Annotated in this window: 10 protein-coding genes; all 10 read left to right on the top strand. The window is 29.6% G+C overall.

Features of this window, described 5'->3' with window-relative positions; translation table 11 throughout:
* The first annotated feature begins 1,184 nt into the window (after window positions 1-1,184).
* The 10 genes from sdhC (at window position 1,185) to GN160_RS00550 (ending at window position 12,266) form a co-directional block, all read left to right on the top strand.
* Window positions 1,185-1,574, top strand: coding sequence for a succinate dehydrogenase, cytochrome b556 subunit (gene sdhC, locus GN160_RS00595; protein ID WP_192380520.1), 390 nt, complete (start codon window positions 1,185-1,187; stop codon window positions 1,572-1,574).
* On the top strand, window positions 1,571-1,912 hold the full coding sequence (gene sdhD / locus GN160_RS00590) for a succinate dehydrogenase, hydrophobic membrane anchor protein (protein ID WP_225624843.1): 342 nt from the start codon (window positions 1,571-1,573) through the stop codon (window positions 1,910-1,912). Before sdhC ends, sdhD begins: the two co-directional genes overlap by 4 nt.
* Before the next feature lie 2 nt (window positions 1,913-1,914).
* Window positions 1,915-3,687, top strand: coding sequence for a succinate dehydrogenase flavoprotein subunit (sdhA, locus tag GN160_RS00585; protein WP_192380517.1), 1,773 nt, complete (start codon window positions 1,915-1,917; stop codon window positions 3,685-3,687).
* Between the two features lie 32 nt (window positions 3,688-3,719).
* Window positions 3,720-4,439, top strand: a complete 720-nt coding sequence (locus GN160_RS00580) for a succinate dehydrogenase iron-sulfur subunit (RefSeq protein ID WP_192380515.1) — start codon at window positions 3,720-3,722, stop codon at window positions 4,437-4,439.
* 176 nt (window positions 4,440-4,615) lie between these two features.
* Window positions 4,616-7,444, top strand: coding sequence for a 2-oxoglutarate dehydrogenase E1 component (locus tag GN160_RS00575; protein ID WP_192380513.1), 2,829 nt, complete (start codon window positions 4,616-4,618; stop codon window positions 7,442-7,444).
* An 18-nt stretch (window positions 7,445-7,462) separates the two neighbouring features.
* Window positions 7,463-8,629 carry a dihydrolipoyllysine-residue succinyltransferase gene (gene sucB, locus GN160_RS00570; RefSeq protein ID WP_192380511.1) on the top strand — a complete coding sequence of 389 codons (1,167 nt, stop codon included), beginning with the start codon at window positions 7,463-7,465 and terminating at the stop codon, window positions 8,627-8,629.
* Window positions 8,630-8,727: 98 nt separating this feature from the next.
* Window positions 8,728-9,891: an ADP-forming succinate--CoA ligase subunit beta gene (gene sucC, locus GN160_RS00565; protein ID WP_192380509.1), complete on the top strand. Its 1,164-nt coding sequence runs from the start codon at window positions 8,728-8,730 to the stop codon at window positions 9,889-9,891.
* A gap of 3 nt (window positions 9,892-9,894) precedes the next feature.
* Entirely contained in the window at window positions 9,895-10,770 is an 876-nt protein-coding gene (gene sucD / locus GN160_RS00560; RefSeq protein ID WP_192380507.1) for a succinate--CoA ligase subunit alpha, read from the top strand.
* A gap of 364 nt (window positions 10,771-11,134) precedes the next feature.
* Entirely contained in the window at window positions 11,135-11,863 is a 729-nt protein-coding gene (gene tolQ, locus GN160_RS00555; RefSeq protein ID WP_192380505.1) for a protein TolQ, read from the top strand.
* On the top strand, window positions 11,838-12,266 hold the full coding sequence (locus GN160_RS00550; RefSeq protein WP_192380503.1) for a biopolymer transporter ExbD: 429 nt from the start codon (window positions 11,838-11,840) through the stop codon (window positions 12,264-12,266). The genes tolQ and GN160_RS00550 overlap by 26 nt, the downstream gene beginning before the upstream one ends.
* Window positions 12,267-12,468 lie beyond the last annotated feature (202 nt).

Genomic DNA, 12,468 nt, shown 5'->3' with positions numbered 1-12,468 from the left:
TGTTACTTCTGATTTCAGTGGATATTACATATATTATCTTGAACCACTATATACTTCATGTCAATGTATCATGGTTCGTGGTATCATTATCTCCTTTATTTCATGATCTTCTCGAAAATAAAGAATATTAAGTGCAATTGTTGTGACAAGTAATAGGTTATGTTGAATAAAACCTGTTGTAGTGTATTATATATATTAAAATTTTTGAGCAAAAGTATGTTAAAATTTAACTAAAATTATTGAATTAGTAATCTAAAATAACTATCATGAAATTAGGTGATTCACCGTAAGGACTAAACAATTATATACTGAAAAAGAAATTATTTAATTTTATAGTTTAAATCTAGTGATATATTGGTAAAATTCTAGCGCTTGCTACAACAATTAATAGGATTCTCAATAATTAGAAATAGGAAGTAATACAAGTAAGAAGATTTGCATTAGCTACTAAATAATTGTTTAATAGTCTGTTAGAATTATGAGTTAGATACAAATGTGTGATTGTTATTTTTTAATTTTTAGCTATTTTCACATTTATCAGTAAATGTAATTTTCGTTGTGAATTTAGAAGTAGTATAAATTATTGCAATTAACTAGTAAAGACAGTAAAGATTATCATGAGTCATTACCCACTCAATAAATTTATATTTTAGGTTATAATCTTACTAAAGTATTAATTGATGTGCATTCAAGGAAATCTTTTATTGAATATCTATAGCCTAAATAGATATTATAGTTTCTATGGGTGGGGATTTTGTTATTTAAAAATGATTGTAATAAATTCCAATCATGTTATAAATCGTATAAATTGCTTAATGGTTGTCTATAGTGAAATTTTATATGGATAGAAAATTCATAAAATATATTTTAAAAATTTTTTAAAATCTTTAAAATTCTGAATACTTTTGTGAAAGTGATTAAAGTATGTTATTTTTGTAAAATTAAGAGTTGCAAATAATCTCTATCATAAATGTAATTCATTGAACTTTAGTGAGGAAAGATTCTATCTTATTGTTGTTTGTTCGGTTTTGTTAGTTATTTCCGGTAATTAAAATTATTTGTTGAGCTAACAAATATTTACAACGTTCTGATTTTATGTATCATAAATATTTTAGATATGTTAGCATCTAATAATTTTGCTAATCGTATCTGTTATCGATTGATTTGCTATCCTTAACTTAAAAATGAATAGATCAACGAAAAGACAGAGACCTATTAATTTAAATTTGAGAACAATGCATTTTCCTTTGAGTGCAATAGTATCAATTCTTCATAGAATTTCAGGTGTAATTATATTTGCAGGAACTAGTATATTATTATGGATGCTCAAGTTGTCTACTACTTCTCCAGAAGGCTTTAATTACATCATTTTTATGATGCAAAAAAATACTTTTAAGGTAATGATTTGGGGTATTCTAACATTTTTTACTTATCATAGTATTAGTGGTATGCGTCATGTATTGATGGATTTTAATTATTTAAAGCAAAGCATGTTGGTCGGTAAAATAACTGCAAGTATTGTATGTCTGTTAACTATTATATTATCAATTGTAATTGGAGTGGTTATTTGGTGAATGACGTTTTTTTCAAATTGAACGGAGTTTGTGAATGGTTGATAGTGCGTTTTACTGGGATGATTGTTTTATTATACGCTATCTATTTGTTGACTTTTGTCTTTTTTATTGACGTCATAACATATGAGACGTGGTATGTTTTTTTTCACAAAAAAGTAACTAAATTTTTTAGTACGTTAGCATTATTTTCTGTTCTGATACATAGTTGGCTTGGGATAAGTCATGTATTGACAGACTATATAAAATTATTGGTTTTAAAGAGAATCATGCAAGCGGTGATCATCTTAATTTTGATTGATTATTTGCTTTATGGCATGAAAATAGTATGGGGTATTTAGAAATGAATTTGCCAATAAAAGAATTCTCTTCTATTATTATTGGAGCGGGAGGAGCAGGAATGCGTGCGGCATTACAGATTTCTCAAGCAGGTTATTCTTGCGCATTAATATCTAAGGTTTTTCCAACACGTTCTCATACAGTATCTGCTCAAGGTGGGATTACAGTTGCTTTAGGAAATTGTCATGAAGATCATTGGCGATGGCATATGTATGATACAGTGAAAGGGTCTGATTACATAGGTGATCAAAAAGCTATTGAGTATATGTGTAAGAATGGTCCGAAGGCAATATTAGAACTAGAACATATGGGAATGCCTTTTTCTCGTTTAAATAACGGTCGTATTTACCAACGACCGTTTGGTGGTCAATCTATTAATTATGGTGCAGAACAAGCTTCACGTACGGCAGCAGCAGCAGATCGTACAGGACATGCTTTATTACATACTTTATATCAACAAAATTTAAAGAGTAATACTGCTATTTTTTCTGAATGGTATGCTATTGATTTAGTAAAAAATCAAGATGGTAGGATAGTTGGCTGCGTTGCGCTATGTATAGCTAGTGGAGAATTAATTTATTTTAAAGCACAATTTACCATTCTTGCGGCTGGCGGGGCTGGTAGAATATATAAATCAACTACCAATGCTTATATTAATACTGGAGATGGAATAGGTATGGCCTTACGAGCAAATATACCAGTACAAGATATGGAAATGTGGCAATTCCATCCTACAGGAATTGCTGGAGTTGGCATTTTAGTTACTGAAGGATGTCGTGGTGAAGGTGGTTATCTGTTAAATAAATATGGTGAAAGATTTATGGAGCGCTATGCTCCTAATGTTAAAGACTTAGCTAGTAGAGATATAATTGCTCGTTCTATTACGACCGAAATTTTGAAAGGAAGAGGATTTGATGATGAAATTTATGGCCCTCATGTTAAATTGAAGCTAGATCATTTAGGTAAGGAAACATTAAATTTAAAATTGCCAGGTATTTTAGAACTAGTTCGTTCTTTTGCGCATGTAGATCCGGTTAAAAATGCAATTCCGGTAGTTCCTACTTGTCATTATATGATGGGAGGTATTCCAACCACAATTAATGGGGAAGTAATCAGCATAAGTTCTCAAGGAGAGGAGGTTATTGTTCCAGGTTTATTTGCAATAGGTGAAAATGCGTGTGTATCAGTTCATGGAGCTAATAGATTAGGGGGTAATTCTTTACTAGATCTTATAGTATTTGGTAAATCTGTAGGCATGCATTTGCAAAAATTAATAAAGGAAGATCAATGTTTAGAGCGTAAAACTAGTAGTTACGATCTTGAAGTTGCTTTAAGTAGATATTTTCGTTGGAATAAGAATCGTTCTGGTGAAAGTCCTGTTGAAATTCGCAAATCACTACAATCTTGTATGCAGAATAATTTTTCGGTATTTAGAGAGGAGAAGATGATGGTTACAGGACTAAAAAAAATTAGAGAAATTCGTGAACAAGTTTTATATGCCAGCTTAAGAGATAGTTCCAAAATATTTAATACACAACGAATTGAATGTTTGGAATTGGATAATATGATAGAAACAGCATATACTACAGCATTATCCGCTAATTTTAGGAAAGAAAGTCGAGGAGCACATAGTCGTCAAGATTTTCCTAAAAGGGATGATAAGCACTGGCTTTGTCATACATTATATATACCTAAAAGTGATAGCATGATACGTAGGGATATAAACAATGAAGTGAAATCATGTAAAAAATTTCAGCCTAAAACACGTGTTTATTAATTGATTTAATGAATTATGGTAAGTTTTAAAATATGAATGTATTATTTTCTATTTATCGTTACGAGCCAGATAGCAACAGGGCTCCTTATATGCAAAAATATTCCCTAAATATATCACATAGATCTAGTTTAACTTTATTAGATGCATTAATTCAATTAAAAGAATACGATCCTACTTTAACTTTTCGTCGTTCTTGCAGAGAAGGAGTATGTGGTTCTGACGCTATGAATATAAATGGCAAAAATGGATTAGCTTGCATTACTCCGGTCTCGATACTATGTAAAAACAGCAATGAGGTTGTCATTAGACCTCTACCTGGTCTTCCAATCATTAAAGATCTTGTGGTGGATATGTCACAATTTTATATTCAGTACAAAAAAGTTAAACCGTTTTTGATAAATGATAGTTTTCATCAACCAAAACATGAATATTTGCAATCTCCTGATGATAGAGCTAAACTCGATGGATTATATGAATGTATACTATGTGCATGTTGTTCCACTGCTTGTCCGTCTTTTTGGTGGCATCCTACTAAATTTATTGGTCCAGCTGGATTATTAATTTCTTATCGTTTTTTGGTAGATAGTCGTGATACTGCTCAAAAAGCAAGATTAAATGATTTAAATGATTCTTTTAGTGTATTTCGTTGTCATAATATAATGAATTGTGTTAGTGTATGTCCTAAAAAACTAAATCCAACTGAGGCTATTAATCATATAAAGCGTATGTTGCTGAAAAGTTCTATCATTTAAAATTTTATGAATGATTATTTACTTTTCCTTAATTATTTTGTATTTTGCGTTATACTGTTCTTTTAAATAGTGACGAAAAGCAACGATAGCAAAATACTCAAGATTTCGGTGTGTATTTTGGAAACATAAATTATTTTAAAATATAGAAGTTTACTTCATTGAAGTTAAGGTTTTCAATGCAAAAAAATGTGATAAAAAATTGGTTAAGTTCTTCTTATTTAACAGGTTCTAATAGATCGTATATAGAACAATTGTATGACTTGTATTTGAAGAATCCTGATTCTGTGGGGGAAGATTGGAAATTGAGATTTAGACATTTTGCTACTGAGGATATTAAAAATAAATTAGGGTTCGTAAAATCTAATTTAGAATTGGATAGTGGTACAGTGGGAAATATGTCTAATGATTTTGTCGGCAATTTGGCTGTCAATGCTGATTTTAAATTAAATCATGAATATATAAAATTGTTTAAATTAGTAAATGATTTTCGCTCATATGGTCATAAGTTTGCTAATTTAGATCCATTGAACTTGTGGAGGCAAAAATCTTCAAACGATTTATGCTTGCAAAATTATGGTTTTTTTGATTCTGATTTTCAAAAAGTTTTTGATGTCGACCTTTTTAATGTGCCGTTCAAAAATATCTCATTATTGGATTTATATAATTTTTTGAAACAAACATATTGTGGTTCCATAGGTGTGGAATATATGCATGTTTCTGATACTGATCATATTTATTGGATTCAGCATTACATAGAAAATTTAAATAAGGATTTAAGTTTTGATAATATAGAAAAAAAAAGATTACTTGCTGAACTAGTAGCGGCAGAAGGGATTGAGTGCTATTTAGGAATTAAATTTCCAGCAGCCAAAAGATTTTCTTTGGAAGGCTGCGATGTTTTAATTCCAATGTTGAAAGAAATGATACGACAGGCTTCTATTCATGGTGTAAAAGAGATATTGATGGGTATGGCGCATCGCGGTCGTTTAAATGTATTAGTTAATATTTTTGGCAAAAATCCCAAAAAATTATTTGATGAATTTCTTGATAATGATTCTTATAAAGACTTTGGTAGCGGGGATGTTAAATATCATAAGGGTTTTTCTTCAGAGTTAGAAGTAGAAGGTAATTTAATTAATTTATCTTTGATGTTTAATCCTTCTCATCTTGAAATTATTAATCCCATTGTAATGGGTGCAGTTCGTGCGCGACTTGATGAAAAAATTAAAAATGAAAATATGATATTACCGGTTCTTTTGCATGGTGATGCATCAATAAGTGGACAAGGTATAGTTCAAGAAACATTTAATATGTCAAAAGTTAGAGCTTATTGTGTTGGTGGTAGCATACATATTATTATCAACAATCAAATAGGTTTTACCACCTCAAATCTTAAAGATATTCGTTCTACAGAATATTGTACGGATATTGCGAAGATGTTACATATACCAATTTTCCATGTTAATGCCGATGATCCTGAAGCAGTTATGCAGGTAATCATTGTTGCTTTAAAATTCCGTAATGCTTTTAAACAAGACGTGGTAATAGACTTGGTATGTTATCGTAGACACGGCCATAATGAAGCTGATGACCCTTCTGTTACTCAACCTTTAATGTATCAGAAGATACATCAACATTCTAGTATTAGTCAAATTTATTCCAATAAATTAAAGCAAGATGAGGTAATTGAAGTAAATGACATCACAAACATGATTAATGAATTTAAAAAAAAATTAGATCAAGGGGATTGTGTGTTGCAAGAATGTAAAAATGTAAATGTAGAATCTGCTACATCTGAGTGCATATCCGATAGATCTTCTTGCGTCTCTTATCCTAATAAAATAGATATAGATTATTTACAGAAATTATCTTATCTTATCAATGATGTACCTGATAAAATAGTTATGCATCCTCGAGTATCTAAAATATATTCTGACAGGATTAGTATGTCTCAAGGAATAAAATTTTTTGATTGGGGAGGTGCAGAAATGTTAGCTTATGCAACTATTTTGGACCAAGGGATATCTGTTCGTTTGTCTGGAGAAGATACTGCGCGAGGAACTTTTTTTCATCGTCATGCTGTAATACATGATCAGAAAAACGGTGAATTTTATATTCCTTTACAACATATTGGCAACCATCAAGGTGTTTACTATGTTTGGGATTCAGTTTTATCTGAAGAAGCGACTTTAGCATTTGAATATGGTTATGCCAATAAGTCTAAATATACTTTGGTAATTTGGGAAGCTCAATTTGGAGATTTTTCTAATGGTGCGCAAATTGTAATTGATCAATTTATCAGTTCTGGGGAACAAAAATGGGGAAGGTTAAGTGGTTTAGTTATGTTGTTACCTCATGGCTATGAAGGGCAAGGCCCAGAACATTCTTCTGCACGTCTTGAACGCTATCTTCAATTGTGTGCTGAAAACAATTTGCAAATTTGCATTCCATCTACAGCTGGTCAATTTTATCATATGTTACGACGTCAAGCAATTTGTAATGTGCAAAAGCCATTGATTGTTATGTCACCAAAATCTTTGTTACGTCGTTCTGCATCTTTTACTCCAATAAAAGAATTAGCTTATGGTACCTTTAAAACAGTGATTGAAGAATTAGATAAAAATATTAATATTTGCTTTGTAATTTGTGTTATAATATGTACAGGTAAGATTTATTATGATTTGTTAGACCAACGTTGTAAAAATAGACAATGTAATGTGGCTATATTGAGGATTGAGCAACTTTATCCGTTCCCTTTTGAAGAATTAAAAAATCTTCTGCTTTCTTATTCTAATTATATAAAAAAAATTATTTGGTGCCAGGAAGAACCAGAAAATCAGGGGGCGTGGTATTATTGTCAGCGTTTCTTACGCATGATTGTTCCTAAAAATATTTCCTTAAGTTATGTTGGTCGCGAAGCTTCTGCTGCACCAGCAGTAGGAAGTTTGTCTGTACATCAAAAACAACAGAAAAAAATCATCGATAATGCTTTAAGTATTGATTAATCATATAAGGGTTATAAGATGAACAGCATAAACATTTTAGTTCCAGATTTACCTGAATCTGTTATGGATGCAACAGTGGCAGTATGGCATAAAAAAATAGGTGATACTATTCAACGTAATGATATATTAGTTGAAATTGAAACTGATAAACTAATGTTGGAAATACCAGCGCAAAAATCAGGTATTTTGGAAGAGATAATTGAAAAAGAGGGAGCTGTTGTTGTTTCAAAACAAATATTAGGCCGTCTTATTTATGTTAATTATGATGAAAATAATAAAGATAATTTGATTACTGATGTTCAAAAGCAGGTAATTCAATCACAAGAAGATAATAACGAAACATCTGGTGTTAAAAATAGTAATTTCATACAAGAAAACAAAGATCCTAATGTTTCATTAAATCAAAATAAAATGATTGATGAGCAATGCGTTCATCAAGACAAATTTTTAGATCAAACTGAGATTTTGTCTGCTTTGACTAAAGATCGTAATGAGACTCGTATACCTATGACTCGTTTGCGCAAAAGAATAGCTGAACGTCTTGTAGAAGTAAAACAAAACACGGCGATGTTAACTACTTTTAATGAAGTAAACATGAAGCCAATAATAGAACTGCGTAAAAAATATGCCGCATCTTTTGAACAACGTCATGGTGTAAAACTTGGTTTTATGTCTTTTTATGTAAAAGCTGTTTTTGAATCACTGAAAAAATTTCCTGAAATTAATGCGTCTATTGATGGAGAAGAAATAGTATATTACAACTATTTTGATATTAGTATTGCTGTGTCTACAGATCGAGGTTTAGTGACACCAGTATTAAGAAATGTAGATACTATGAGTATGATTGATATCGAAAAAAATATAAAACTGATAGCTATGAGAAGTCGGGATGGGAAATTATTAGCTGAAGAATTAGATGGAGGCAATTTTACTATTAGTAATGGAGGTATATTTGGGTCGTTGATGTCCACTCCTATCATAAATCCTCCTCAAAGCGCAATTTTAGGCATGCATGTTATTAAAGATCGTCCTATGGTGGTAGATCAACAAATAGTGATTTTACCTATGATGTATTTAGCTTTGTCTTATGATCATCGTTTGATTGATGGCAGGAATTCAATTGGTTTTTTAAATACAGTAAAAAGTATGTTAGAAGAGCCTCTTCGCCTTTGGTTAGGGATATAGCTTTTGTTTTGTTTAGTTCATTGTTATATTACAAAGAATTTATAAGAATAAAATTGTAGTTATATTTAAAAAATTATTTAGTTAGATAAAATAAAATTATGAATCTACATGAATATCAAGCTAAGCAACTGTTAGCTAAATATGGATTACCAACTTTAAAAGGAGTAGTGTGTGAAACTTTACGTGAAGTAGAAATGTTTTTTTCAAAAAATAATTTAGGTATATGGGTTCTTAAATGTCAGGTACATGCAGGTGGTAGAGGAAAAGCTGGAGGAATAAAGGTTGTAAAATCTAAAAAAGAAGCACTAAGTTTCGCTGAATATTGGTTCGGTAATAGATTAATTACTCATCAAACAGATATTAAAGGGCAACCAGTTGGCAAAATTTTTATAGAAGATTATGTGGATGTTAAAAAAGAGCTTTATTTTAGTTTAGTTATAGATCAAGGTATTTCGCGTGTACTTTGTATCACTTCTACTTTGGGCGGAAGTGATATAGAGCAAATTTCGAAATCTGCACCACATTCATTGTATAAAGTTTCGTTAGATCCATTTATTAAGAGTCAAGATTACCAAAGACGTTTATTAGGATTTAAATTGGGGTTAAATGATAAACAAATTAAGGAATTTAATAAGATTTTTGTAGGTATGGAATCATTATTTTTTGATAATGACTTAACATTAGCAGAAATAAATCCATTAGCAATTACTCATGATGATAATTTTATTTGTTTAGATTTTAAGGTTGATATTGATAATAATGCATTATTTAGACATTCAAAATTATTAGAAATGTATGATGTTACTCAAGAAAATAAAAGAGAAGTATATGCTAAAAGACTAGGTTTAAGTTATGTATCTTTAAAAGGTAATATTGGTTGTATGGTTAATGGAGCTGGTCTTGCAATGAGCACCATAGATATGATTAAACTTTATGGTGGCGAAGCAGCGAATTTTTTGGATATCGGTGGTAATATTAACAAAGAGCGCATAACAGAAGCTTTTAGGATTGTTGTATCTGATCCAAAAGTGAAAGCGATTTTGATTAATATTTTTGGTGGTATTGTATGTTGCGACTTAGTAGCTTCTGGCATTGTTGCAGCTCTTATAGATAATAAAATTACAATACCTGTTGCCATAAGATTAGAAGGAAATAATGCTAAGTTTGGGTACGATCGTTTGACTAGTAGCAATATAATTAACGTACATACTTTTACTGATCTAACAATTGCAATTCAACAGGCAGTTATTATGGCGAGGTAATGAATGTCAATTTTAATTGATAAAAATACCAAAGTGATTTGTCAAGGTTTTACTGGTAAAAAAGGCACATTTCATTCTCAACAAGCTTTGTTATATGGAACTAAAATTGTAGGTGGCGTCACTCCAGGAAAAGGTAACAAAAAACATCTTGGATTACCAATTTTTAATAGCGTTTATGAAGCTATAATTAATACTGGAGCTACTACATCGGTTATTTATGTGCCTGCAAAATTTTGTAAAGATTCTGTTTTGGAAGCAATTGATGCTGGTATAAAATTAATTGTTTGCATTACCGAGGGTCTTCCTATATTAGATATGGTTATTATTAAAGCTAAATTAGAGCAGAATAATATTTGTATGATTGGTCCTAATTGTCCTGGTATAATAACTCCAGGTGAGAGTAAAGTTGGCATTATGCCTAGTGATATACATTATCCAGGACAAGTTGGTGTTGTTTCTCGTTCTGGTACTTTGACGTATGAAGCAGTAAAACAAATTACTGACGTTGGATGTGGACAATCCAGTTGCGTGGGGATTGGTGGTGATCCTATACTTGGATCAAATTTTGTTGATATTTTAAAATTATTTAATCAAGATCCCAAAACATCTTTAATACTAATGATCGGAGAAATAGGCGGTTCACTTGAAGAAGAAGCTGCAGTTTATATTAAAAAATTTATTAATAAACCAGTGGTTGGATATATTGCTGGGATTAACGCTCCTAAAGGTAAACGCATGGGACATGCTGGTGCTATTATTTCAGGGAATAAAGGTATGGCAGACAAAAAAGTATCTTTATTATCAAAAGCAGGTGTTAAAATTGTAAATAATTTATTTGATATTGGTAAAACTGTAAAAAGTTTTTTTGCTTTTAAATAAGTAATTTCCGTTGATTATGAATCTTAATATTATTTAATTAATAATTTGGATATTAATTTATTGAATATGATTCGCTTCATGTCTTTTCTTTTAAAATATCAAATATTAAGATGAATCAATTTATATTTTAGATTTTGTGCAAATAATTTTATAATTTAGATTATTTATTTTATTATTTATATTTAAAACAAAGAGTCTTGTTGTTTTATTTGTTTATTAACAGAACATATTTCTCTATTTATCATTATTTAAAAAAAACACAGTACATATTAAATTTAAAACATAATTTATAAATTAAATAAATCTAATTTTAAGAAATTTAGTTGATTAAAATTGCGCAAACTCAAGAAATAAATGACATCTTATGATTGATTGGAATATTCTAACTTTCTTTATTAAAATCAGTTTTATAGTAAAATTGATCATATTGTTATTGGCTAGTTTTTCAATTATATCTTGGAGTATTATAATACATCGAATATTTATTATTGAATGTTTAAATGTTAGAATCAAAAAATTTGAAACTAAATTTTGGTCAGGTATAGAAATTAATAAAATTTACCAAGATATTCTGAAATATAAAAGTAAATTAATTGGTTTAGAAAAAATATTTTTTTTTGGATTTAGAGAATTTTCTAGATTAGAACGTATAGCTAATATTAGCTTTGATCAGGTAATTAATAGTACTTCACGTGTTATACGTATTTCAATCGACCTCGAATTAGAAACATTGGATAGGTATATACCCTTTCTTGGAACTATCGGTTCTATAAGTCCATATGTTGGGTTGCTAGGTACAATATGGGGGTTAATTCATTCTTTTAATAAATTAGGCAACATTCAACATGTTACTTTACAAATAATAGCACCAGGTATCGCTGAAGCATTATTTTCTACTGCAATTGGTTTATTTGCTTCAATTCCTGCAATTATAGCTTTTAATCATCTTAATATTAGCATTAATAAAATTGAAAAAATTTATAACAATTTTATGGAAGAATTTATTGAAATTTTGTATAAACAAAATTACAGTATTTTAAGAATAAAAGTAAAAAAAGATGTAAAAAATGAACTATCAAAGACAGATGTATAGAAAAATTAAATCTGAGATTAACATTGTACCACTTCTTGATATATTATTAGTTTTATTAATTGTTTTAATGATTGTTCCGTCAGTTCTTAATCATAATCTTGAAGTTGAATTACCTACTGCTACAAATTCAAAAAAAATTATTCATTCAAGTGATAGTTCTATTGTAATCATTGAAGTATTAGGAAGAGAACATTATAATTTAATAATTAATGGTAAAAAGGAAAAAAAAATATCCTCTGAACAAATCTTCACGAAGTTGCGTGAAGAAATCAATACAAATTCTGACACAATCTTTTTGGTAGGAGGTGATAAAAATGTAGTCTATAAGGAAATTGTAAAAATATTAAATTTATTACATAAAGCTGGTATAAAATCAGTTAGTATGATGACTAAGATTATCTGAATGGTATTTTATGTGAATCTTTAAGTTAAATTTTATCTTATTGACAGGTTAGAAAATTAATGTCATTAAAATTTGTTAACAAATATGTTAGTCAATTTGGGATATCCATTATTTTATCAATTATATTACACTTTTTTTTAGTGTTTTTTTTAAGCTATAATCATTCAAAGTATACAAAAAAAATAAACGACTATATTATAAA

Origin of the sequence: Blochmannia endosymbiont of Colobopsis nipponica (genome assembly GCF_014857065.1) — a bacterium.
Taxonomy (GTDB): Bacteria; Pseudomonadota; Gammaproteobacteria; order Enterobacterales; family Enterobacteriaceae; genus Blochmanniella.
The sequence above is the reverse complement of the archived record's forward strand: the minus strand, read 5'-3'. Positions and strand labels throughout refer to the sequence as shown.

Coding starts and splice junctions, on each gene's coding strand:
- GN160_RS00550 (WP_192380503.1), top strand. CDS start 11,838: ATGAACTATCAAAGACAGATGTATAGAAAAATTAAATCTGAGATTAAC.
- sucB (WP_192380511.1), top strand. CDS start 7,463: ATGAACAGCATAAACATTTTAGTTCCAGATTTACCTGAATCTGTTATG.
- GN160_RS00580 (WP_192380515.1), top strand. CDS start 3,720: ATGAATGTATTATTTTCTATTTATCGTTACGAGCCAGATAGCAACAGG.
- GN160_RS00575 (WP_192380513.1), top strand. CDS start 4,616: ATGCAAAAAAATGTGATAAAAAATTGGTTAAGTTCTTCTTATTTAACA.
- tolQ (WP_192380505.1), top strand. CDS start 11,135: ATGATTGATTGGAATATTCTAACTTTCTTTATTAAAATCAGTTTTATA.
- sdhC (WP_192380520.1), top strand. CDS start 1,185: ATGAATAGATCAACGAAAAGACAGAGACCTATTAATTTAAATTTGAGA.
- sucC (WP_192380509.1), top strand. CDS start 8,728: ATGAATCTACATGAATATCAAGCTAAGCAACTGTTAGCTAAATATGGA.
- sucD (WP_192380507.1), top strand. CDS start 9,895: ATGTCAATTTTAATTGATAAAAATACCAAAGTGATTTGTCAAGGTTTT.
- sdhA (WP_192380517.1), top strand. CDS start 1,915: ATGAATTTGCCAATAAAAGAATTCTCTTCTATTATTATTGGAGCGGGA.